This is a genomic window from Tepidimonas sp. HKU78 (assembly GCF_049860815.1).
Classification (GTDB): Bacteria; Pseudomonadota; Gammaproteobacteria; order Burkholderiales; family Burkholderiaceae_C; genus Tepidimonas.
On the sequence record NZ_CP187547.1, the window covers coordinates 158,129 to 180,938 of the forward strand.

Annotated in this window: 23 protein-coding genes and 1 pseudogene; 12 read left to right on the forward strand and 12 right to left on the reverse strand. The window is 67.6% G+C overall.

What is annotated here, in order from left to right:
* Positions 1-11 precede the first annotated feature (11 nt).
* From ACPYIS_RS00820 to ACPYIS_RS00850, 7 genes and pseudogenes are all read left to right on the forward strand, one after another.
* Positions 12-962 (forward strand): LysR family transcriptional regulator, encoded by a 951-nt coding sequence (locus ACPYIS_RS00820; RefSeq protein WP_299018790.1) that lies wholly within the window; start codon positions 12-14, stop codon positions 960-962.
* Between the two features lie 74 nt (positions 963-1,036).
* A complete protein-coding gene (locus ACPYIS_RS00825; protein WP_424858742.1) occupies positions 1,037-2,185 on the forward strand; it encodes an NAD(P)/FAD-dependent oxidoreductase in 1,149 nt (382 codons plus the stop codon).
* Positions 2,185-3,126 (forward strand): tRNA glutamyl-Q(34) synthetase GluQRS, encoded by a 942-nt coding sequence (gene gluQRS / locus ACPYIS_RS00830; protein ID WP_424858741.1) that lies wholly within the window; start codon positions 2,185-2,187, stop codon positions 3,124-3,126. The genes ACPYIS_RS00825 and gluQRS overlap by 1 nt, the downstream gene beginning before the upstream one ends.
* A 23-nt stretch (positions 3,127-3,149) precedes the next feature.
* On the forward strand, positions 3,150-3,893 hold the full coding sequence (gene trmB, locus ACPYIS_RS00835) for a tRNA (guanosine(46)-N7)-methyltransferase TrmB (RefSeq protein ID WP_424858740.1): 744 nt from the start codon (positions 3,150-3,152) through the stop codon (positions 3,891-3,893).
* Entirely contained in the window at positions 3,880-5,034 is a 1,155-nt protein-coding gene (ribD, locus tag ACPYIS_RS00840) for a bifunctional diaminohydroxyphosphoribosylaminopyrimidine deaminase/5-amino-6-(5-phosphoribosylamino)uracil reductase RibD (protein WP_299021623.1), read from the forward strand. Before trmB ends, ribD begins: the two co-directional genes overlap by 14 nt.
* 12 nt (positions 5,035-5,046) lie before the next feature.
* Positions 5,047-6,012 carry a pseudouridine synthase gene (locus ACPYIS_RS00845; protein ID WP_299021622.1) on the forward strand — a complete coding sequence of 322 codons (966 nt, stop codon included), beginning with the start codon at positions 5,047-5,049 and terminating at the stop codon, positions 6,010-6,012.
* Positions 6,013-6,255 (forward strand): annotated as a pseudogene (locus ACPYIS_RS00850) (type II toxin-antitoxin system Phd/YefM family antitoxin); the annotation flags it as partial.
* A gap of 102 nt (positions 6,256-6,357) precedes the next feature.
* Here ACPYIS_RS00850 and ACPYIS_RS00855 read toward each other — a convergent pair.
* The 7 genes from ACPYIS_RS00855 to ACPYIS_RS00885 all read right to left on the reverse strand — a co-directional run bounded on the left by ACPYIS_RS00855 (position 6,358) and on the right by ACPYIS_RS00885 (position 14,078).
* Positions 6,358-9,060 (reverse strand): DEAD/DEAH box helicase, encoded by a 2,703-nt coding sequence (locus ACPYIS_RS00855; RefSeq protein ID WP_424895227.1) that lies wholly within the window; start codon positions 9,058-9,060, stop codon positions 6,358-6,360.
* Positions 9,057-9,272, reverse strand: a complete 216-nt coding sequence (locus tag ACPYIS_RS00860; RefSeq protein WP_424858738.1) for a hypothetical protein — start codon at positions 9,270-9,272, stop codon at positions 9,057-9,059. The genes ACPYIS_RS00855 and ACPYIS_RS00860 overlap by 4 nt, the downstream gene beginning before the upstream one ends.
* Positions 9,269-9,793, reverse strand: a complete 525-nt coding sequence (locus ACPYIS_RS00865) for an AAA family ATPase (protein ID WP_299021617.1) — start codon at positions 9,791-9,793, stop codon at positions 9,269-9,271. Before ACPYIS_RS00865 ends, ACPYIS_RS00860 begins: the two co-directional genes overlap by 4 nt.
* A gap of 3 nt (positions 9,794-9,796) precedes the next feature.
* Complete coding sequence (locus tag ACPYIS_RS00870; RefSeq protein ID WP_425973767.1) at positions 9,797-11,401, reverse strand: site-specific DNA-methyltransferase; 1,605 nt, start codon at positions 11,399-11,401, stop codon at positions 9,797-9,799.
* Entirely contained in the window at positions 11,389-12,033 is a 645-nt protein-coding gene (locus ACPYIS_RS00875; RefSeq protein ID WP_424895225.1) for a GNAT family N-acetyltransferase, read from the reverse strand. Before ACPYIS_RS00875 ends, ACPYIS_RS00870 begins: the two co-directional genes overlap by 13 nt.
* Complete coding sequence (locus ACPYIS_RS00880) at positions 12,030-12,323, reverse strand: DUF1778 domain-containing protein (RefSeq protein ID WP_299021611.1); 294 nt, start codon at positions 12,321-12,323, stop codon at positions 12,030-12,032. Before ACPYIS_RS00880 ends, ACPYIS_RS00875 begins: the two co-directional genes overlap by 4 nt.
* Before the next feature lie 240 nt (positions 12,324-12,563).
* Complete coding sequence (locus tag ACPYIS_RS00885) at positions 12,564-14,078, reverse strand: NADP-dependent isocitrate dehydrogenase (protein ID WP_424895224.1); 1,515 nt, start codon at positions 14,076-14,078, stop codon at positions 12,564-12,566.
* Between the two features lie 50 nt (positions 14,079-14,128).
* On the opposite strand from ACPYIS_RS00885, the gene ACPYIS_RS00890 reads away from it, so the two are divergent.
* A complete protein-coding gene (locus tag ACPYIS_RS00890; RefSeq protein WP_299021609.1) occupies positions 14,129-15,073 on the forward strand; it encodes a LysR family transcriptional regulator in 945 nt (314 codons plus the stop codon).
* Positions 15,074-15,091: 18 nt separating this feature from the next.
* Here ACPYIS_RS00890 and alaS read toward each other — a convergent pair whose 3' ends face one another.
* Positions 15,092-17,731 carry an alanine--tRNA ligase gene (gene alaS / locus ACPYIS_RS00895; RefSeq protein ID WP_424858734.1) on the reverse strand — a complete coding sequence of 880 codons (2,640 nt, stop codon included), beginning with the start codon at positions 17,729-17,731 and terminating at the stop codon, positions 15,092-15,094.
* A gap of 73 nt (positions 17,732-17,804) precedes the next feature.
* Between alaS and ACPYIS_RS00900 the strand changes: the two genes are divergently transcribed.
* On the forward strand, positions 17,805-18,371 hold the full coding sequence (locus tag ACPYIS_RS00900; protein WP_299021605.1) for a dihydrofolate reductase: 567 nt from the start codon (positions 17,805-17,807) through the stop codon (positions 18,369-18,371).
* Here the strand turns inward: ACPYIS_RS00900 and ACPYIS_RS00905 are convergent.
* The 3 genes from ACPYIS_RS00905 to ACPYIS_RS00915 all read right to left on the reverse strand — a co-directional run bounded on the left by ACPYIS_RS00905 (position 18,323) and on the right by ACPYIS_RS00915 (position 19,725).
* Complete coding sequence (locus tag ACPYIS_RS00905) at positions 18,323-18,709, reverse strand: HI0074 family nucleotidyltransferase substrate-binding subunit (RefSeq protein ID WP_299021603.1); 387 nt, start codon at positions 18,707-18,709, stop codon at positions 18,323-18,325. The two genes, ACPYIS_RS00900 and ACPYIS_RS00905, sit on opposite strands and share 49 nt — an antisense overlap.
* On the reverse strand, positions 18,697-19,002 hold the full coding sequence (locus tag ACPYIS_RS00910) for a nucleotidyltransferase family protein (protein ID WP_299021601.1): 306 nt from the start codon (positions 19,000-19,002) through the stop codon (positions 18,697-18,699). Before ACPYIS_RS00910 ends, ACPYIS_RS00905 begins: the two co-directional genes overlap by 13 nt.
* A 99-nt stretch (positions 19,003-19,101) precedes the next feature.
* The gene (locus tag ACPYIS_RS00915; protein WP_424860170.1) at positions 19,102-19,725 is read right to left on the reverse strand and encodes a hypothetical protein; all 624 of its coding nucleotides are present in this window, start codon (positions 19,723-19,725) and stop codon (positions 19,102-19,104) included.
* Positions 19,726-19,808: 83 nt separating this feature from the next.
* On the opposite strand from ACPYIS_RS00915, the gene ACPYIS_RS00920 reads away from it, so the two are divergent.
* Together ACPYIS_RS00920 and ACPYIS_RS00925 are read left to right on the forward strand one after the other, a co-directional pair.
* The gene (locus tag ACPYIS_RS00920; RefSeq protein WP_299021598.1) at positions 19,809-20,108 is read left to right on the forward strand and encodes a nucleotidyltransferase domain-containing protein; all 300 of its coding nucleotides are present in this window, start codon (positions 19,809-19,811) and stop codon (positions 20,106-20,108) included.
* Positions 20,105-20,584, forward strand: a complete 480-nt coding sequence (locus tag ACPYIS_RS00925) for a hypothetical protein (protein WP_299021596.1) — start codon at positions 20,105-20,107, stop codon at positions 20,582-20,584. Before ACPYIS_RS00920 ends, ACPYIS_RS00925 begins: the two co-directional genes overlap by 4 nt.
* A gap of 23 nt (positions 20,585-20,607) precedes the next feature.
* On the opposite strand, the gene ffh is transcribed toward ACPYIS_RS00925, so the two are convergent.
* Complete coding sequence (gene ffh, locus ACPYIS_RS00930; RefSeq protein ID WP_424858733.1) at positions 20,608-21,975, reverse strand: signal recognition particle protein; 1,368 nt, start codon at positions 21,973-21,975, stop codon at positions 20,608-20,610.
* Positions 21,976-22,004: 29 nt separating this feature from the next.
* On the opposite strand from ffh, the gene ACPYIS_RS00935 reads away from it, so the two are divergent.
* A complete protein-coding gene (locus tag ACPYIS_RS00935; RefSeq protein WP_424895223.1) occupies positions 22,005-22,802 on the forward strand; it encodes a cytochrome C assembly family protein in 798 nt (265 codons plus the stop codon).
* Positions 22,803-22,810 lie beyond the last annotated feature (8 nt).

Sequence of the window (22,810 nt, forward strand, 5' to 3'; positions counted from 1 at the left end):
AGCGGCGGCACATGGGGCCGGAACAGGTGGCGCTGCTGGCGGCCGTGGCGCGGCATGGCAGTCTGGCGGCCGCCGCGCGGGCGCTCGGCCTGGTGCCCAGTGCGCTGACCTACCGGGTGCGGCAGATGGAGCAGGCGCTCGACGTGCTGCTGCTGGACCGGCGCTCGCGCCGCGCCCGGCTGACCCCGGCCGGGCAAGAACTGCTGCGGGCTGGGGACGCGTTACTGCGCGAATGGGACGCGTTGGCGCAGCGCGTACGGCGCATCGCCACCGGCTGGGAAGCCGAACTCACCATCGCGGCCGATGCCGTCATCTGCCCGCGCACGCTGCTCGAGCTGTGCGAGGCCTTCTACGCCCTGGGGGCGCCCACCCGGCTGCGGCTGCGGGGCGAGACCCTCTCCGGCACCCTGGAAGCGCTGCTCAGCGGCCAGGCCGATCTGGCTCTAGGGGTAACACTGGAGCGGACGCCGACCGCAGAAATCGGCTTGCAACCCCTGGGCAACGTCCCGTTTTGCTTTGCGGTGGCGCCACACCACCCGCTGGCCAGAGCGGCTGAACCGCTGACCCCGGCAGACATCCGCGCCCATCGCATCGTGGCGGTGGCCGACACCGCGCCGCAGGGCGGGCTGACGGTGGGCCCGCAGCCGGGCCAGGATGTGCTGACCGTGCCCAGCATGGCCATGAAACTGCAGGCCCAGCTGCGTGGACTGGGCTGCGGCTGGTTGCCGCAGCCGCTGGCGCAGCCTCACGTGAACGCCGGGCACCTGGTGCTCAAGGCCACGACGTTGCCAGCCCGCGTCGTGCCCACCGCCTACGCCTGGCGCCAGACGGCGCGGCCCGTCGGCAGTGGCGCCCCGCGCACGGGACCGGCGCTGCACTGGTGGCTGCAACGGCTAGCCGATCCGCTGACGCGCGACGCCCTGTTGATGAAGCGCCCGGGGCATGATGCGCCGCTGGCGTGAGTCGCGTGGCGGCTGCGCTACCATCGGCGGGTCATCCCATCGGTGTTTCCTCCTTCCCACCGAAAGTTCGCCCCATGCCGCGCCGCCGATCTGCCCCCACCCCGCTGCCTCCGAAGCGCCCTCGGCGCAGACCGGCGGCCGAACCGTCCATCGCGCCACCCACGCCCCGGCGGGTGGCGGTAGTGGGCGCTGGCATCGCCGGCATCACCGCGGCGCGCACCCTCGCGCAGGCAGGCTGGCACGTCACCGTGTTCGAAAAGAGCCGGGGCGCCGGTGGCCGCATGGCCACGCGCCGCACGGATTGGGGCGACTTCGACCACGGGGCGCAGTTTTTTACGGTGCGCGACACGCGCTTCGAGCTCGCCCTGCGCGCCACGCAGGCCCCGATCGCCGCATGGGATGCGACCTGGGTGCGCGTGCTCGACGCCACCGCATCCCGGCTGGCCGTCGCCCCTGCCCCCACAGAGACGCGCTGGGTCGCTACGCCGGGCATGAGCGCGCTCGTCAAGCATTGGGCACAACCGTTGGCCGATGGCACGCTCGGGCAGTGCCACTGGGTCACGCGCGTGGTGCGGCTGGAACCCGACGCCATCGCGCCCACGCGCTGGCAACTCCGCCTGGAGGGCGCGCCGGACGCGGCCGACGCACCGGCGGTGATGGGCGGCTTCGATGCGGTGCTGCTCGCCATCCCGCATCCGCAGGCACGGGAGCTGCTGGCCGCCAGCGCCCTGGCACCCACGTGGCAACAGCGCTTGGACGAAGAGGTAGCGGTCGCCCCCTGCTGGACGCTGATGGCCGCCTGGCCACACGCCGTGGCGGGCCCGAGCCAGCGCTTGGGGCCGCATTGGGACGCCGCCCGCAGCGACCACCATCGCCTGGCCTGGGTGGCGCGCGAGCCCAGCAAACCCGGACGCGGCCCGGTAGAGCGCTGGGTCGCGCAAGCCAGCCCCGCGTGGTCGGCCGAACACCTAGAGGACGACCCCGAGCGCGTGCTGGCCAAGCTGCTCAAGGGCTTCGCCGAGGTCACCGGCATCCGTGCCACCCCCGCGCACGCCACCGTGCACCGCTGGCGCTATGCGCAGACGCAGCGACCGCTCGGCGAGCCGTACCTGTGGGACGCGCAGCGCGGCCTGGGGCTGTGCGGTGACTGGTGCCTGGGGCATCGGGTCGAGCACGCCTTCCTGTCGGGGTTGGAGCTGGCGCTGGCCATGCTGGAGGGCTGATGGCCGCAGCGGCAACGGCCTATCGGGGCCGCTTCGCCCCGTCGCCCACCGGTTGGCTGCATGCGGGGTCGCTGGTGGCGGCCCTGGCCAGTTGGCTGGACGCGCGCGCGCACCGCGGCCAGTGGCTGGTGCGCATCGAAGACGTGGACCGCCCGCGCTGCATGCCCGGCGCGGCCGAGGGAATCCTGGCGCAATTGCGCGCCTGCGGCCTGTGGCCAGATGAGCCGCCGTGGTGGCAGTCGCAGCGCGAAGCGGCCTACCAGGCCGCGCTGCAGCACCTCATCGACGCGGGCTGGGCCTATCCGTGCCACTGCACCCGGCAAGCGATCGAAGCCGCGTGGCGGGCACGCGGGGTGCAGCGCACACGCCACGCGGCCCTTCCCTACCCTGGCACCTGCCGCCCGGAGCGGAGCGGGCCGAACCAGTCCGACGGTCGCGCGGCGCGCGCCTGGCGCCTGCACGTCGACCGGGTGCTGGCCGACCTGGGCCTGCCCACGCCGCTGACGTGGCATGACCGGCGCCTGGGGGCCCAGGCGCAAGATGTCTCGGCCGCGGTGGGCGACTTCGTGCTACGGCGCGCCGACGGTTGCTGGGCCTACCAGTTGGCCGTGGTGGTGGACGATGGCGCGCAGGGCATCACCGACGTGGTACGCGGCGAGGATCTGGCCGACAACACCCCGCGGCAGATCGTGCTGCAACGCGCCCTGGGACTGCCGACGCCGCGCTACCTGCACACCCCGCTGGTGTGCGCCCCCAATGGCGAGAAGCTCTCCAAACAAACCGGTGCGGCCCCGCTGAAGCTTGACGACCGACAGGCGGCCCTATCGGCCCTGGCCGCCGCCGCTGCGGTGCTCGATTTGCCGGCACCCGCCCCGGGCGCGGCGGAAGTGGAGACGGCGCTGGCCGCGTGGACCCGCCTGTGGCAGCAACGCTGGGCGTGAGCGGGATCTCTACAATCCCACCCGTGAGCGACCACCTGCCTGAATCTGCTTCGGCCGCCCCTACTGGCGTGCCCCACCCCAAAACCATCCGCAGCTATGTGCTGCGCGCCGGCCGCACCACGAGCGGCCAGGCCAAGGCCCTGCAAACGCTCGGGCCGCGCTTCGTGCTGCCCTACGCACCCGTGCCGCTGATCCCGGAAGCGGTCTTTGGCCGACGCGCGCCGCTCATCCTGGAAATCGGCTTTGGGATGGGCGATGCCACGGCGCACATCGCACGCTTGCGGCCCGACGACGACTTTCTGGGCTGCGAAGTGCACGAGCCCGGTGTAGGCGCGCTGCTCAAGCGCATCGGCGAGCTGGGGCTGACCAACCTGCGCATCATCCAGCACGATGCGGTCGAGGTGCTCACCCACATGCTGGCCGAGGGCTCGCTCGACGGCGTTCACATCTTTTTTCCCGACCCGTGGCACAAAAAGCGCCACCACAAGCGCCGCCTGATCCAGCCGCCGTTCGTGGCGCTGCTGGCCAGCCGACTCAAGCCTGGCGGCTACGTGCACTGTGCCACGGACTGGCAGCCCTACGCCGAACAAATGCTGCAGGTGCTGGGGGCCGAGCCACGGCTGCGCAACGCCAGCACCGACCCCAGCCTGGGCGGCTATGCGCCGCGGCCCGCCTACCGGCCGATGACCAAGTTCGAGCAACGTGGCCTGCGCCTGGGCCACGGCGTGTGGGACCTGGTATTCGAACGCCGCCATGACGACGCCTGACCCGCTGGACGCGCGCGCCTGGGAGGGGCTGCTCCCGCTGGCCGAGCAGGCCATCGGCCTGTCCGACCCCAACCCGCGCGTGGCGTGCCGGCTGCTCCTGCGTGACGGCCGGGTGTTCGAGGGCCACACCCAGGCCGCAGGGCAGGCGCACGCCGAGGTGATGGCCCTGCGCGCCGCGCAGGCGGCTGGCGCGGACGTGCGCGGCGCCACCGCCTTCGTCACGCTGGAGCCGTGTAGCCACCATGGACGCACCCCTCCGTGCTGCGATGCGCTCGTTGCCGCCGGCGTCGCCCGCGTCGTCGTCGCCACCGAGGATCCGAACCCGCGCGTCAGCGGGCAAGGCCTGGCACGGCTGCGGCAGGCGGGCGTGCAGGTGACCGTGTTGCCCCCGGATCATCCCGTCGCCGTGGCGACGCGCGAGCTCAACATCGGCTTTTGGCAGCGCATGCGCCACGGTCGCCCGTGGGTGCGCATGAAGGTGGCCGCCTCGCTCGACGGCGTCACGGCGCTGCCCAATGGCGTCAGCCAGTGGATCACCAGCCCCGAGGCGCGCACCGACGGCCACGCCTGGCGCCGCCGCGCGGGCGCCGTACTCACGGGCATCGGCACCGTGCGCCAGGACGACCCGCGCCTGGACGTGCGGCTGGTGCCCACGGCGCGCCAGCCGCTGCGCGTGGTGCTCGACTCGGCCCTGGAGATCGACCCGGACGCGCGCATCCTGCAGCCGCCAGGCGAAGTGTTGCTCTACACCGCCAGCGACCCGGCTGCCACCGCACGCCAGCGCGCCGCACTGCACGCACTGGGCGTGACCATCATCGACCAGCCCGGGCCCCCCAAAACCCCTGGCGGGTCCCCCAAGGTCGATCTGGCCGCCGTGCTGGCCGACCTGGCCGCGCGCGAGGTCAACGAGCTGCACATCGAAGCGGGCGCTGCGCTCAACGCCTCGTGGTGGCGCGCCGGGCTGGTGGACGAGCTGCTGCTGTACCTCGCGCCCCGCCTGTTGGGCCAAGGCTTGGGACTGACCACACTGGGGCCACTCGACCGGCTGGACGACGGCTGCGCGCTCGCCTTCGTCGCGGTCGACCCCGTCGGGCCGGACCTGCGCGTGCGCGCCCGCGTGCCGGGGCGCACGCCCTACTGACCCCCGGCGACCATGGCCCATCTGCCCAAAAACGGAGCCTTGCCCCTGCGCGATGGCGTCTCGCCCAGTTGCGTGGCTCTACCCCGCCTGCGCCAGTGCCCATGGCCCACGCTGCTGGACTACCTGGCCGCGCGCTTGCCGCGCATCCCGCGCGCCGAATGGCAGGCGCGGCTGCGCGCTGGCCATGTGGTGGACGACGACGGGCGCGCGCTGGATGAATACACCCCCTACTTGCACGGCCAACGCGTCTATTACTGGCGCACATTGGCCGATGAGGCGCCTGTGCCGTTTCAGGAGACCGTGCTCTACCGCGATGCGCACCTGGTGGTGGCGGACAAGCCGCACTTTCTGCCCGTCACGCCCGGGGGGCGCTACGTGCGCGAGACGCTGCTCGTGCGCCTCAAGCGCGTGCTCGACCTGCCCGATCTGAGCCCGCTGCACCGCATCGACCGCGAAACCGTCGGGCTCGTCGTCTTTAGCGTACAGGCGCACGAACGCGACGCCTACCAGCGCCTGTTTCGCGAGCGGCGGGTGGACAAAACGTATGAAGCGATCGCCCCGTGGCGCGACGGACTGCGCTGGCCGCTGCGCCGCACCAGCCACCTGCGCGAGGATGAAAAGGCATTTTTTCGCATGCGCGAAGCCGCGCCCGAGGAGGGGCTGCCCGCCAACAGCGAGACCTGGATCGAACCGCTGGAACGCCTGGACCCCCAGGCAGAATACGCGCGCTACCGCCTGCGCCCGGTGACCGGCAAGCGCCACCAGCTGCGCGTGCACATGGCTGCACTCGGCTTGCCCATCGTGGGCGACCAGTTTTACCCCGTGGTGCGCCGTGGCCCGGACGAACCCGAGGACTACACGCAGCCGCTGCAACTGTTGGCGCGCGCCATCGCTTTCGATGACCCCATCACCGGCGAGCGCCGCGTGTTCGAGAGCCTGCGAAGCCTCTCTCCGTCATGTCTGCAGGCCATCTCATGACACGCACCTGATGCTAACCGTCTCGAAGCCGTGATCGATCAAGTCGTCAAACACGCCGATGTCACGGTCATCGCACGCCGGGACGCGCCTGATGCGGTAGTGATGTCGCTCGACACCTTCAACAGCCTCATGGAGACCGTTCATCTGCTGCGCTCGCCTGCCAACGCCGCGCACCTGGCCCGCTCCACCGCGCAGTACCACCAAGGAAAGGTCAAGCAGCAGGATCTGGTCGATGGCGATTGAGGACTAACCGCTCAAGCGCACCTGGACCCTGGCTGCCTGGGAGGACGACGAATACTGGCAAGGCCAGGACCAGAAAACCCAGCGTCTCCTTTGGGAAGTCGCTCACTTCAACACCTTCTCGATCCAATCCCAGCGCCTGTCCTTGACCATCACGAACCGGCAACGGCCTTCCGACAGCTTGGCCCACAGGTCGCCGATCAAGCGGTCATCCTCAGCGCCGTTCCAGCGATCCGCGCCCTTGTATTCAACCGCCAGAATCGGCCCGGGTTGGTCGGCTGAGCCTGGCAACTGGCACAGGAAATCCGGGTAGAAACGGCCATCGGCTTTCTGCAGAAAGAAGGAACAACCTTCGCGCCGAACCAAGTTGCGCACCCAGAACCGGATGCGGCCTTGTTGCGCCCACATATCCAACTGGCAGGCACACTCAAACTCCTCCTTGCTGTCGAAGTCGCCGATGCGCCCGTAGAAATGCTTGCGGAAGTCGAAGTGCCCAAAGCGCCCGTCGTAGTCGCGGCTGGGCGCATAAGCCTGCGGATGAAACTCGTAGGCATATTGATCCGTCACCGCCACGCGCGTGGCCGCATCGTCACCAAACAGTGCCTGCTGGTAGGCCTTGCCGACCGCCTGCTGGCGCAGTTCACGAATGCGCGCCTCGAGCAGATTGCGGATCAGGAATTTCTGCAAGTTGGCGCGCGCCAGCGTGAAGCCGTCCCGGCGCAGTAAATCGGTGAGCCATGCAGCGACGAATGCCCGCTTGCTGGCGTGGGTCAGCGACGGCTCCGGCAGGTTGCGGCACAGCCAGGTGGCCAGGCGCACCTCATCCCAGTTTTCGGGTTGGTAAACGAGGCCCAGATCGCGCTGTAGCTCGGGCAAAAAGCGCGACACCACGTGGCCGCCATCATCGATGTCGATCTCGCCGCCTGCGTACACCTTCAGCGCAGCATGCAAAGCCGTCAGGTCGTCGGCGGTCGGTGCCGCATCGTGGGGCGAGAGGTCCCACGGATAGTCGAGCACTTCTGGGTCATCGAACAGTTGCAACTCGCCCTGCACACGCAAGGCCAGTTGCGGCACGCGCAAGCGCTCGCCCAATTCGGCGGGCGTCTGGAAAAACTCGATCGCCGTGGTGCGGCTGACTTCGGCGGCTTGCACAATCGCCGCCGCGGCAGTTTCGGAAGTCACCGAAACCTTGAGCATTTCGGCTTCATCTTCGGTAAGCGGCGTGCTGATCGTCAGCGTGCCCCGCTTGCCGTCCCAGCTCACCTTGTCGCGCACCGGCTTGGGCACACGCTTCAGGTCGGGCTTTTCGGACAAGGTAATCGCCACGGGCCGGACAATGACGCGCCCGGCGTGCCCATCCAGATCCAGCCGGGCTTGCTCTGCCTTCGCTGCAGTGACGAACTCGGCCACCTCGCGCCGCTCGAACCCCGCGCCCACCACCAGCCGGTCGCGTAGGGCGCTGGCGGCTTCGGCAAAGTTGCGCGACACCACAAAGGCATAAGACTGGTTGAGCGCCTTGGCCTGCCGATGGGCCGCACCCGGCTGGCGCAAAATGCGCCCGAGCAACTGCTCCACCGCCGTCGCGGATCGAAGCTCCGCCATGCTTACCAGAATGTAGGCAAACGGGCAGTCCCAGCCTTCGGCCAGCGCCTTCTGGGTGATGACGAACTTTACCGGGCAGGCGGGGTCGGACAGCCCTAGCTTGTAGTCCGCAGCGATCTGCTCCAGCCCTTTTTCCTCGCCGGTGGCGACGACGATTTCGCTGGCCGGGATACCGTGGTGGGTGATCAGTTCGTTCTTCACCTTCTCGACATCCAGCGTCTCCACCCCCGCACGGCGCGGCTCTGCCTGGATCAACACCAAGGGACGCAGATACGGGGCGCCCGCGCGTCGCTCTTCGTCCGCCAGCTTGTGCAGGGCATCGCGGCGGCCAATGGCATCGGCCAGACACTGCTGCCAGTTCGGTTCCGTTTCCAGCACCACCGGCAGCTTGATCATTTCTTCCGCCTTCAATTCGGCGGCGGACACGCTGTGCAGCACGTTGCTGGGCGTGCGCTCCAGGTCGGGCGTGGCGGTCAGCTCCATCACGCCGCTGGGGCGAAAGCGCGCCAGCATGTCGAAGGCCAGTTCGGTGCGGCTGTTGTGCGCCTCATCGACGATCACGAAGGGTCGGCGCAGGCGCAGCACGTTGGCGAGCGAATACGGCGTCGTGGCATCCGGCCCTTCGCCCTCCTTCAGCAAAGCGTCGCGCTGCACGGGCGAGAGGTGCTCGAAGTGATGCATCAGCGCACCGCTGGACTGATACACCTTGCGGCACTCTTCCTCTTCCACCTGAAACGCCTGCCGCGTGGCAACGATCACCGTCGTCGAGGTGTCCAGCGTGGCGCGGGTGACGCTCTTGGCCTCTTCCAGATCCAGCACCGTCACCGGGCCCGCCTCGCGCAGCGCCGCGTGATAGGGGTGGTGGCGATCCTTGAGTGCCTTGAGCGTCTGCTCACGAATCGGCTTGCTGGGCACCAGCCACAGAATCACGCTGTGCTCGCTGCGCAGCAGGTGGGTGTTGACGAGCGCCACGCTTTTCGCCGCCAGCCAGGTCTTGCCGCCGCCGGTGGGCACGCGCAGACAGAAATACGGCATGTCGGCCGGGAAGCCCGACAGCGGGTTGTATGGGTTGCCCCACCCCCACAGGCGTTCGGTGGTGGCGGTGAAGGCAATCGAGGGTGACGGCAGTTCATGGCAGGCCTTGAAATAGGCCTCGATACTGTCGAGCACCTGCTGCTGATAGACCTTCGGAGCGAAGCTGTTCATCGCGTGTCCCCACAAGGCGGGATGGTTTCTTGTGCCGTCGGCGCAAGCTCCGGCTGCGGCGGAAGGTACTCGATCACCCCTTGGCGACAGACCACGATTGCGGTGCCCGTCTGCTGCGCCAATTCACGGGCGCGCTGCGCCGCACGCCGAAGCGCCGAATAGGTCAGCCGCAAATCCGCGTCACGCGCTTGTTCGATGGGTCTTTGGCTCATGGTTTCTCACTCCAATCCAGCAGCACGGGTTGCTCGCCGGAGTTGTCGTAGCGCACCCAGGCATCGACACGCGGCGCATACAGCCGTTCAAAATTGACAAGGCCCGCGGCAAACCGACGCCGGATCACGGCCTCTGGCACATCGTGCCCGCCCTGTTTGACGCGCAGCGCGACCCGTGCAATGGCCTCTTCGGCGCTGGCGAGTTGCAGAAAAATGATTTTCACCCGATAGCCGGCTGCCTGCCATTGTTCGATCAGGTGCAAATAGGTGCGCCCGGACAGCGTGGTCTCAAAGGCAAAGCTCTCGCGCGCCCCAAAATGCCGCTGCAATTCCTGCAACATCAGCCGCCCGGCATGAAGCGCGGCGGTTTCCGGCGCAAAAGGCGCCAAGCCGGCCGCGATCAGATCGGCATTGACGAACACGGGGCAAGCGGCCTCATGGGGCAGAAACTCGCGGGCAAAGGTGGTTTTACCCGCACCATTGGGACCCGCGATGATGATGACACGCAGGTTTCCAGCCATCGCTCACACCTCCAGCGCGTAAGGCGTCTGCTTGAAAGTGATGCCCTCCCGCGCGGTGCGGGCGCCCATGCGGTTGGCGGCGGCGTAGATCACTTTGGGGCCGTCGAACCTCGGCAGCGCATCGAACACCGGGCCGGTGAGCACGTTGCCGCCGCCGACCGACCTGTCCTTGAGGATGCCGTTGTAGAGCAGATAAATGGCGCGGCCCTCAAACACGCCCAGCAGCGGCGAATCGGCGGTGCCAGTGAAGCCGGTGCCGGTTTCGGCAAACCAGACAAACTCGGCCAGTTGCGCGAACGTCACGTCGCGGCGGATCTGGCCGTCGGCGTCGAACAGCGGCTCGCGGGACAGGCGGCAGAACTGGAAGCCGCCACCCAGCCCCGGCACGGCTTGGCCTTTGGCGTTGGTGTAGCCCTCGGCGACGCGCTTGACCCGCTCGCGGGTGACGTTTTGCGCGATGTTCTCATCCATCTCGACGAGGATGAAGCGGCGGTTGCCGCCATCCTCGGCGTTTTGCTTGAGCACCGCGTGGGCCGTGGTGCCGGAGCCGGCGAAGCTGTCGAGAATTAAGTCACCGGGGTTAGTTGAGATTTGAATAACGCGCTGGATTAGTCGCACTGGTTTTGGAGTGGTATCAAATGGACTTGCTCCGCCGAAAATGGACATCAATTCTTTAGTTGCCTCGTCGGTATTACCAACCTCATCGTGAGGCCACCAAGTCCAAGGCACTACCCCCTCCACTTCGGAGAGGTACCGAATTATGTTAGGCTGTGAGTTCCCTTTTTTCCCGAAATAAATCCGCCCTTCCGCTCGAAGCTTTTCAAACGTTGCTTCCGACAACCCCCAACACCTGCCTGCTGGTGGCTTGAACTTTTTCCCCGATGGCGCTGTTATTTCGTAGAACTGATCAGGGGTTGCATGACCAGCTTGCGCAGTCATTGGGATGGGCCGCCATCTACCTTTGGGGTCGTTATTTGGGTTGCGGTAAACCTTGGCTTGCTTTTCATCAATCGGCACCTTATTGCGACTCTCCTTGAACTTCGCCGGATTCATTGCGTAGACAAGCAAATATTCGTGCACATCCCCAATGGCCTCCCGATTCTCGCGGGAGTAGCGTTTCTGCCAAACGTTGCAGGCAATAAACCTTCCGGCACCGAAAATTTCATCCATTAACAGGCGCGCCAGATTGACCGCGGCGTCATCAATGGAAATCCAAATAACGCCGTTATCCTCGCGCAAAAACTGCTTCAGCAGCACCAGCCGCGGATACATCATGCACAACCAGCGGTCGTGCCGGTCCAGCGTCTCGCCTTCCTTGCCGACCACTTCGCCCAGCCACTTGCGAATCTCCGGGCTGTTGACGTTGTCGTTGTACACCCAGCCCTCGTTGCCGGTGTTGTACGGCGGGTCGATGTAGATGCACTTCACCTGGCCGGCATAACGCGGCAGCAGGGCTTTGAGCGCGTGCAGGTTGTCGCCCTGCACGATGAGGTTGCCGCTCTCCGCCGGGCCGCAGGAGAGTTCCGGCACCGGCTCCAGCAGGCGGAACGGCACTTCTTTGTGGTGTTTGACGACGGCTTCTTTGCCGATCCAGTTCAATGTTGGCATGGGCGCCCATCCCCTCTAGCTTTGCGCGACGGCGGCTGGCCATCGCCGCTTTGTTCTTCGTCCGCCCCCCAGGCGCGCACGCCGTCATCCACCTCAGAGTCCAGGAACTTCCACAGCCGCCCAACCCGGTCGGCAGGGATGGATTGACAGACGTCCTTCAAAAGCAACAGCAGTTGCTGCTCACGCAATGGCGAGGCGATGAATCCGAACCGGGTGTAGAACCTCGCCGCTTCTTCATCGATGGGGTGAGTCAGCATCGCCCGAATGCCGGCCTGCTCGGCAATCAGCACCGACCGCCGAATGGCATCCTGCAACAGACCAAAGCCAATGCCGCGCCCCTGATCCTGCTGCGACACGGCCAGCCTTGCCAGGATCACGACCGGAACCGGATATTGACTCACCCCTTTGCGGATGCGCTCCGGCGCCTCCAGCGTGTCGACTTGGCCGACGGTCAAACTGAAATAGCCCGCCACACGGCCATCATCCTCGGCAACCACGAAGGTCTTGGCCGATCCACTGCCTTGCGCTTGCCGAGCGTGGCGCAGCAGCCAGTCGTTGAGCGCGGGCTTGCCGCAATCAAAATCTTCGAGCCGATGCTGCGCGGCCAGAGGCTCCGGTGAGCGCAACGTCACTTCGTATCCCAGGGTGCCTTGCGGGCAAACAAATCACGCAAACCGTCGTTGGCCTGTTCGGGGCGATCCAGCAGATCCATCAGCGCCTGGTACTGGCTGCCCGAGACCATGAACAGGCGCTGATCCAGCAGAGTTTGCTCGGCGGCCAGGCAGGCGCTGTCAAGGATGAAGTCGGTCAGCGATTTGTGAGCGACCTCGGCGGCACGGCGCAGTACGGCCTCTTGCTCGGGCGTGGCGCGCAGCCCGAGGCGGGCAGACTTTGCGGAAGGCGACGATGCAACGGCAGTCATGGCAGCACCTGTTTGGTTAGGTCAGTTGCCGCAATGTTAGTACAAATGACACACACTGTCGAGTTGCTGTATGAGTCCAGTACCTTTGGCACTCGGGTTGATGTTGCAAGAGGAAGGACAGCGGGGAACGCTGGCCGAGGGTGTGGTGCGGACGCTGAAGCGTTGTAGAAGACGAGCCAGTCGGCGAGCTTGCGGTTGAAGAGAGCGAGGTCGGTGAAGAGCAACTCCTCCAGCAGGGTTTCACTGTCCCTGCCCCAGCGCGTAGCCGCGCTCGCCGTCGAAGGTGCATAGATTTTCGGTCTTGATCACGTCCACGCCGCGCGCGGTCAGGGCCTGCAGCAAGCCAATGATGTCGGCGTGCGTGACGGTCTGCCCGTCTGGCGCGACGAAGCGGCAGCGCCAGTGGTCGGTGCAGAAGGTCTCGGGGAATCCTCCCGGCCAGACCTTGACCCCGCGGTTGGTGATCATCTGCAGGGTAAACGGCGGGGTCACCAGCGCGCTGAGCTGCCCGGCCAGAAAGTCCGCGCTGATGCCCGCGCCGTGCACGAACACGTCCACGCCCACCATGGCCTTGGCGGCGCGCCCACTGGGCCGCGGCGCCAGCGCCGGCGCGGCCGCAGCCCCGGTCGACGCGGGCGCCTCGTGCGCATAGCGCACGGCGGGCAGCTTTTCGGGCACCTGGCCCAAGCGGTCGATCACCGCGTCGGCAAAGTCCATGCTGCCAAAGGGCCGGCCAATGCTCAGCGACCCGTGCAGCTCGGCCGTGTGCACGCCGTCTTCGATCGTGCGCAGCCACGCGTTGTGGATGGTCCCGGCCACGGCGGGCTGGCCGATGTGCACCAGCATCAACACGGCCGCCAGCAGCAAGCCCGAGGGGTTGGCGACGCCTTTGCCCGCGATGTCCGGCGCGCTGCCGTGGATGGCTTCGAACATCGCCACGTGGTCACCGATATTGGCGCTGGGTGCCAGCCCCACCGAACCGGTGAGCTCCGCCGCGATGTCGGAGAGAATGTCACCGTACAGATTGGGCGTGACGATGACGTCGAAGCGCTCGGGCCGGGTGGCCAGCCGTGCCGCGCCGATGTCGATGATCAGGTGCTCGGTCTCGATGTCCGGGTACTCACGCGCCACTTCGTCGAAGACGCGATGGAACAGGCCATCGGTCATCTTCATGATGTTGTCCTTGGTCATGCATGTGACCTTCTTGCGCCCATGGCGGCGCGCGTAATCGAAGGCGTAGCGCACGATTTTTTCGCAGCCCGGGCGCGTGATGAGCTTGAGACACTGAAACACCTCGTCGGTCTGCCGGTGCTCGATGCCAGCGTAAAGGTCTTCCTCGTTCTCACGCACGATCACCAGGTTCATCTTGGGGTGGAGCGTGCGCACGAAGGGCGCGTAGCTCACGCACGGGCGCACATTGGCGTACAGCCCCAAGGTCTTGCGGATGGTGACGTTGAGACTCTTGAACCCGCCCCCTTGCGGCGTGGTGATCGGTGCCTTCAGGAACACCTTGGTGCGGCGCAGGCTCTCCCACGCCTGCGGCGGAATACCCGAGCTGTGCCCGGCCAGGTACTGCTGCTCGCCGATGTCGATGAACTCGGGCGCGATGCGCGCGCCTGCTGCTTGCAGCACGCGCAGCGTCGCGTCCATGATTTCGGGGCCGATGCCGTCGCCGCGAGCGACCGTGATGGGGGTCAGTTCCGTCATGTCGATGCCTGATGGGGTGTTGACGATGACGCGAGTCTGGCGCATCATGGCATCGATTTCAAATCATCAATTCTGATTTTTTACATCGATTTATTTCTATGAATAAGATCCGCCCGCCGCGCGCCACCTTTCACCAACTGCGCACGCTGGAAGCCGTGGTGCGCCTGGGCTCCATCACCCGCGCCGCGCAGGAGCTGCACCTAACCCAGCCCACGGTATCGTCGCAAATCCACGAACTGCAGTCGGCGCTCGACACCCCGCTGGTGGAGCCGGTGGGCCGTGGCATCCGCCCCACCGAAGCCGCCCGGCTGCTGCACGACGCCGCGCTCGACATCTTTGCGCGCTGGACGCGGTTCGAGGAAGACTTGGCGGCGCTGCACGGTCTGGAGCGCGGCCTGCTGCGCATCGCGGGCGTGACCACGACCGAATATTTCATCGCCCAGTGGCTGCGCCGCTACACCGACCGCCATCCGGGCGTCGACATCGAGCTGGCGGTGGACAACCGCGACGCCGTGGTGCGCCGCCTGCGCGAGGACGACACCGAGCTGGCCGTGATGATGATGCCGCCCGACGACCTGCCGCTGCACAGCATGCCGCTGATGCGCAACCCGCTGGTGCTCATCAGCGCGCTCGACCACCCCTGGACGCGCGCGCGGCGGGTGCCGCGCCGCTGGCTGGACGGCCAACCCCTGCTGCTGCGCGAGCCGGGCTCCGGCACCCGGCTGGCCACCGAAGCCTATCTGCGCGCGCACGGCTTGACCCCCACCCGGCGCGCCACGCTGGGCAGCAACGAGGCGATCAAACACGCCGTGGCCGCCGGGCTGGGGTTGGCGGTGCTGTCGCGCCATGCGCTGGCCGACGACCCGGCGCGCGACGGCGTGGCCGTGCTGCCGGTGGCGGGCTTTCCCATCGAACGCCGCTGGCTGCTGGTGTGGCGCCGCGACCGGCGGCTGTCGCTGGCTGCGCAGCGCTTCATCGAGCATGTGCAGGCGCACCCACCCGACGAGGCACCCACGCCCGCGGGCGGCACGGGGGCGGGCTGACCCCCGGCGCCAGCGCGATCAGGCGCGTGCGGCCACCCAGGCCGCTACGCTGCCCAGCGCCTCGCCCAGCCGGCTGGCGTCGTTGCCCCCAGCCATGGCCAAGTCGGGCTTGCCGCCGCCCTTGCCGCCGACTTGCTGCGCCACGGCGTTGACCAGCTCGCCGGCCTTGAGGCCGCGCGCGACCGCATCCGGGGTCACGCCCGCGCACAGCTGCACCTTGCTCCCCTCCACGCTGGCCAGCACCACGACGGCGCGCCCCAGCTTGTCCTTGAGCCGATCCACGGTTTCGCGCAGCGTCTTGGCGTCGGCCCCGTCGAGGCGCGCCGCCAGCACGCGCAGCCCCTGCACGTCCACGGCTTGTGCGGCCAGTTCGTCGCCTTTGGCCGACGCGAGCTTGGCCTTGAGGCCGTCGAGCTCCCGCTCCAGCTCGCGCACGCGCTGCTGCGTCTGCTCGATGCGGCCGACCAGCTCGGGCAGGGGGGCCTTGAGGGCCGCGGCGGCCGCCTGCACCTGGGCTTCCAGCCCCTGCAGGTAAGCCAGCGCCCCCTCACCGGTGACGGCCTCCACGCGCCGCACGCCCGCGGCCACGCCGCCCTCGGCCACGATCTTGAACAGGCCGATATCCCCGGTGCGCGCCACGTGCGTGCCGCCGCACAGCTCGCGGCTGCTGCCGATGTCGAGCACGCGCACCGTCTCGCCGTACTTTTCGCCGAACAGCATCATCGCGCCGCTGGCCTTGGCGGCCTCCAGGTCCATCACGCGCGCCTGCGTCGGGGTGTTGGCCAGGATCTCGGCGTTGACGCGCGCCTCGATGGCGCGAATCTGCTCCGGCGTGAGCGGCGCGGGGTGCGCGAAGTCGAAGCGCGTGCGCTCGGCATCGACCAGCGACCCCTTTTGCTGGACATGCTCGCCCAGCACCTCGCGCAGCGCCTTGTGCATCAGGTGCGTGGCCGAGTGGTTGCGCATGGTGGCCGCACGCCGGGCACCATCGACCTGCGCGCTGACGTGGTCGCCGACCGCGATCACGCCCTGCGCCACCACCCCGTGATGGCCGTGCACCTGAGCCTTGATCTTTTGCGTGTCGTGCACCTCGAAGCGCGACGAGCCGCTGATCAACACCCCGCTATCGCCCACTTGGCCACCGCTTTCGGCATAGAACGGGGTTTCGTCGAGCACCACGATGCCCGCCTGCCCCGCCTTGAGCTCGGCCACCGGCGTGCCTTCGTGGTAGAGCGCCACCACCTTGGCCTGCGCCTGCAGGTGCTCGTAGCCCACGAAGCGGTTATCCGGCCCCGCGTAGTCCAGCACGCGGTCCATCTTGAACTTGCCCGCTGCGCGCGCCTGCGTCTTTTGCCGCTCCATCGCGGCCTCGAAGCCCGCCACATCGACGCCCACGCCACGCTCGCGGCACACGTCGTGGGTCAAATCGAGCGGAAAGCCGTAGGTGTCGTGCAGTTTGAACGCCACGTCGCCCGGCAGCGTCGTCTGGCCCTCGGCCAGCGCCGCTTCCAAAATCTCCATACCGTGGCCCAGCGTCTCGAAAAAGCGCTCCTCCTCGGCCTGCAGCACGTCCATGACGCGTTGCGCGTTGGCCGCCAGGTGGGGGTAGGCCTCGCCCATCTGCGTCACCAGGTCGGGCACCAGCCGGTGGAAAAACGGCGCCTTGCGGCCCAGCTTGTAGCCGTGGCGGATGGCGCGGCGGATGATGCGCCGCTGCACGTAGCCGCGCCCCTCGTTGCTGGGGATGACGCCATCGGCCACCAAGAAGGCCGTGGCGCGAATGTGGTCGGCGATCACACGCAGGCTGGGGCTGCCCAGATCGGTGGCCCCCGTCTCACGCGCCGCCGCCCGGATGAGGGCCTGGAACAGGTCGATATCGTAGTTGCTATGCACCCCTTGCAGAATGGCCGCGATACGCTCCAACCCCATGCCGGTGTCCACGCAGGGCGCGGGCAGCGGCCGCACCGATCCGTCGGGCTGCATGTCGAACTGCATGAACACGTTGTTCCAGATTTCGATGTAGCGGTCGCCGTCGGCATCGGGGCTGCCGGGCGGCCCGCCCGCCACCTCGGGCCCGTGGTCGTAGAAGATCTCGGAACACGGGCCGCACGGGCCGGTGTCGGCCATCATCCAGAAGTTGTCGCTCTGGTACTTGCCGCCCTTGTTGTCGCCGATGCGCACCACGCGCTCGGGCGGCAGGCCGATTTCCTTGGTCCAGATGTCGTAGGCCTCGTCGTCCTCGTGGTACACCGTGGCCCATAGGCGATCGGCGGGCAGCCGGTACACCTCGGTCAACAGCTCCCAGGCCCAGCGCAGCGACTCGCGCTTGAAATAGTCGCCAAACGACCAGTTGCCCAGCATCTCGAAAAACGTGTGGTGGCGCGCGGTGTAGCCCACGTTTTCCAGATCGTTGTGCTTGCCCCCGGCGCGCAGGCACGCCTGCACCGACGCCGCGCGCACATAGGGCCGCTTGTCCGTGCCCAAAAAGACATCCTTGAACTGCACCATGCCCGAGTTGGTGAACATCAGCGTCGGGTCGTTGGCAGGCACCAGGGGGCTGGAGGGCACCACCGTGTGGCCACGCTGGGCAAAGAAGTCCAGAAACGTGCGCCGGATGTCAGCCACGGAAAAGAAAGGTCGGTCGGCGGCTTGGCTCATGTCGATCGAAAATGTTGGGGTAACCCTTCATTTTACGGGGCAACCATCCACCGCGCGGTATGCTTCGCGTGCTATGCGCTTGAACCTCATTTACGCCCGCGCGGCCAACGGCGTCATCGGCTGCACGCGCGACGGCCAGCCCGCCATGCCCTGGCACCTGCCGGAAGACTTGGCACATTTTCGCCGCTGCACCCAGGGCTGCCCCGTGATCATGGGGCGCACCACGTGGCAGTCGCTGCCGCCGCGCTTTCGGCCGCTGCCAGGGCGCGTCAACGTGGTCCTCACGCGCGACCCCGCACAGGCGCAGGCGCTGCGCACTGCCGGGGCCGTGCCGCAATCCAGCCTGGAGGCTGCGCTGGCCTACTGCCAAACGCTGCCCGGCGCCGACGGCGGCCCACCGGCCGAGGTCTGGGTCATCGGCGGTGCGCAGGTGTACGCACAGGCGGAACCGCTCGCTGCGCGCGCCGTGGTCACCGAGATCGACGCCGCCTTCGAAGGCAACGCCGTCGCACCCACGCTGGGCCCAGATTGGCGCGAAACCGCACGCGAGCCCCACGTCAGCACGAGCGGCCTGCGCTTTGCCTTCGTCACCTACGAGCGCAACAGCGCGCCCAGCCAGTCTTGCATCAGCGCTCGGTAGGCGGGCAGCGCCGCAAAAATCTCGTCGGCCAAGGCCTCGTTATAGGTGTGCGACGTAAGGTTCCGATGGTCCACCATCGCCAGCGCAAGCCGCGCTTGTTCTTCGGTCAGCAAACCGTTTTCCATGGCTGCACGCACGACGGCTTTGGGTGACGCCACATCGACGCCATAGCGGTCGGCCAACACCGCTTTGGCTGCTTTCCAGACCGCCTCCACCGTATATTCGAAGCGTTGGATGGACGCATCCCTTACGACGGTCGAATAGGGCTCCGACACGAGCGCAACAAGCGACGTCAGCGCCCGCTGGGCCACCTCCAGGCGTTGTGCTAGACGCTCCATTCGATGCCCTCCCGATCGATCGACTGCCGCAGCCCAGCCGGTGCGCGCGCATAGTCCACGAGATCCACCCGAAACGGGATGCAGGAATCCTCCAACGCCTCACGGGCCAACGCCAGCTCGTCGAGGGGGATCGGCTGCGCGCCGACGAGCGCGATATCGATATCAGAAGCACGACGCGCATCCCCACGGGCCCGCGACCCGAACAGGCACAGGCGCGCCCGATGGCGTCGCGCCAGCGGCGCCAGCAGATGCACGATCGCTTCGCGGTCACGAGGGTCGACGAGAGTGGACATGGAAACGGGAATAGAACTACCCGACGTTCGCATTCTAGAGCGCCGATCATTCAAAGCGCACCGCAACGCTCCCGACACCCACTCCGACGCCACGACGCGCTATGAGCCCCCCGGCGGGCGCAGGTAGCGCTCGTCCGACCAGGTGGCCAGCCACTGCGGCGCAAAGGCCACGAACACCGCGGCGAACAACCCCGTCAGAAACGCGTCGCCCCACGCCATCAACCAGCGCGCTACCAGCGCCTCGTGCATGGTGACGCCGCCCATCAAATGGTGGATGCCCTCGTACAGCACGCCGGAGGCAAAGATCGCCAGCGCCGTGCCCAAAAACCCACGCCCCAGCGTATAGATGAACGGGTTGGGTGGTAGCCAGCGGCGCAGCGCCCAGCCGATGCCCAGCGCCAGTGTTGCCGGCACCAGTCCCACCCACACCCACTGCGACAGCGCCGCCTGCCAGTCCCCCTGCCCCAGCAGCCACACGGCCAGCGCGACCACGGCCAGCACCGGCACCGCCAGCGGCCAGCCCAGCATCAGCACCAACAGGCACGCGCCGGAAAACTGCACCGCCATGCCAGCGGGCAGTTTTTGCGGCAGCAGCCAGAACCACGGCAACAGTACCAGCGCGGCCAGCGTGGGCGACAGCAGCGGCCCGCGCAGCAGCCGCCAGGGCCGCACGCTCAGTGCGGCGGCCAAGCCCAGCGCGGTCAACAACCATTCCAACATCAGCATCGTGGCGGCATCTTACGCCCGCGGCCGTCGGCAGGCCCTTGCGTTGCATCAAACCCCTGCCGCCGTGCCACAATCACAGCATGCGACTGTCCGCTCACGACACCCAGTGCATTCGCGATACCGTCGGTGCGGTGTTCGGCCCCGAGGCGCACGTGTGGTTGTTCGGTTCGCGCACAGACCCCAGCGCGCGCGGCGGCGACATCGACCTGCTGGTCAGCGTGCCGCACCCCGTGGAGCGACCCGCTCTGCTGGCCACGCAACTGGCCGCGCGGCTGCAAATGGCGCTGGGCGAGCAGCACATCGACATCGTGCTGGAAGCACCCAACCTGCAGCCCCTGCCCATCCACCGCGTGGCCCGCGAGCAAGGAGTACGGCTGTGACCGACGGCTTGCGCGAGCGCTTGTGGCAGCTTTGTGAGCTGGTCGAGTGGGAAATGCAACACCTTCAGGCCACCGACCAGCGTCTGTTCGAGCGACCGTTCGATGCGCAACGGGCGGCATCCCTGGCGCACGACGACGCGTTGGCCGAGCGGGTCGATGCCTTCGTGGCCCGATTTGGGCGGCTGCAGGACACCCTTGGCGACAAACTCATGCCTGCCTTGCTGCGCTGGCTGGGACAGCCGCCCGCCCCGGTGCTGGACAATCTGCGCTCCCTCGAACAATGGGGCTGGCTGGCCAACGCCGAGGCGTGGCTGGAGGCCCGTGCGCTGCGCAACCGACTGATACACGAATACCAGAAAGACCCAGCCCTGCTCGCCGACGCCTTGAACCTGGCTCACGAACGGGTCGGCCTACTGGTGGCGACCGCTCAGCGCTTGATCACCGAAACGCGGCGCCGCCTGCCATCAGCCCCGTGACGCAAAACGCGCCCGCGCCAGCCTCACAGCCCCGGCAGCCCGCCGGGCAGCCCCTTCATGCCGCCTAGGCGCTTCATCATCTTCATCAGGCCGCCGCCTTTCATCTTTTTCATCATCGCCTGCATCTGCTCGAACTCCTTGAGCAGGCGGTTGACCTCCTGCACGGGTACCCCGGCACCGGCGGCGATGCGGCGCTTGCGGCTGGCCTTGATGATCTCCGGGTGGCGGCGCTCGTGCGGCGTCATCGCGCAGATGATGCCTTCCTTGCGGCGGATGTCTTTTTCCGCGCGCTGCAAGTCGGCCTCGCCCGCCTTGGCGGCCAGTTGGGTGGGCAGCTTGTCCAGCAGGCTGCTCAAGCCGCCCATTTTTTTCATCTGGCGGATCTGCTCCAAAAAATCCTCCAGGTCAAAGCCGCCACTCTTGACCTTGGCCGCCAGCTTTTGCGCCTGCTGCAAGTCCACGCCCGCGGTAACCTGCTCCACCAGCGCCACGATGTCGCCCATGCCCAGCACACGGCCGGCGTGGCGCTCGGCGTCGAACAGCTCCAGGCCGTCGATCTTTTCGCTCACACCGGCAAACTTGATGGGCGCGCCCGTGATGGCCCGCACCGACAGCGCCGCGCCGCCGCGCGAGTCGCCATCGAGCTTGGTCAGCACGATACCCGTCAGCGGCAACGCCTCGGCAAACGCCTTGGCGGTGTTGACCGCATCCTGCCCCTGCATGGCATCGACCACGAACAGTGTCTCCACTGGCTTGAGCAGCCCATGCAACGCCTGGATCTCGCGCATCATCGCCTCGTCGATGGCCAGCCGCCCGGCGGTGTCCACGATCAGCACATCGAAGTAGTGCTTGCGCGCGTGGTCCAGCGCCGCACGCGCGATGTCCAGCGGGTTTTGGTCCGGACGACTCGGAAACCACTCCGCCCCGGCCTGGCGAGTCACGGTCTTGAGCTGCTCGATGGCCGCCGGCCGGTACACGTCACCGCTGACGGTGAGCACCTTTTTCTTGCGCCGCTCGATCAACCACTTGGCCAGCTTGGCGGTGGTGGTTGTCTTGCCCGCGCCCTGCAGACCGGCCATCAAAATCACCACTGGCGGCTGCGCGGCCAGATTCAGGTCGGCCACCCCCGCGCCCATGGTGGCCGCCAGCTCTTTGTGGATGATGCCCACCAGCGCCTGCCCGGGCGTGAGCGAGCCCACCACCTCCTGCCCCAGCGCCTTGTCCTTGACGCGGGCGATGAAGTCGCGCACCACCGGCAAGGCGACGTCGGCCTCCAGCAGCGCCAGGCGCACCTCGCGCAGCATGTCTTGCACGTTGCTTTCGGTGATGCGGGCCTGGCCGCGCAGTTCTTTGACCAGGCGCGACAGTTTTTCGGTCAGGGCAGAGGCCATGGCAGGGCAGCCTTCGTTACACTAGGCGAATGATTGTAACGGTCGGTCCCTGGTGGACGGTGGCGCCCGCGCTCGGTGCTGCCGTCGGTTACGCGGCCCTCGCGGCGGGCGCGGCCAGCCTCGGTCGGCGCGCCACGACCGGGATCATGCTGGCCACCCTGGTGCTGCATGGGCTGGCGCTGGCCGTGGCGTTTGGCACCACGCCCGTTCGCTTTGGCTTTGCCCCTACGCTGTCGGTCACCGCCTGGCTGGTGCTGGCCATCTACGCGGTGGAGACGCGCCTGTACCCGCAACTCGGCACGCGCTGGACGCTGGCCGGGCTGGGCGTGCCCGCCGTTCTGCTGGCGTTGCTGTTTCCTGGCACCCCTTACCCCACGCTCGCGTCGCCGTGGCTGCCGCTGCACTGGGCGCTGGGCTTTGCCTCCTACGGGCTGCTGGGGGCCGCCGTGGCGCATGCCTGGATGATGCAGCGCTCCGAGGCCGCTATCCGCCGCGGTGCCACCCAGCCCTCCGCGCTGCCCCTGCTGGCGCTGGAGCGGCTGACGTTTCGCTTCGTGACCGGTGCCTTCGTGCTGCTGACGCTCACCCTGGCGGCGGGGTGGACCTTCACCCGACTGCTGCAACCCACGGCGGGCTGGATCACGCACAAAACAGTTTTCACGGCACTGTCGTGGGCGGTACTGGCCGTGCTGCTCTGGGGCCGCTGGCGCTGGGGCTGGCGCGGCCGCACCGCCGTGCGCATGCTGTATGTGGCCGGTGCCTTGCTGCTGCTGGGCTACGTCGGCTCGCACTTCGTGCTCGAGGTGATTTTGCGCCGCGGCGCCTGACGCCCATC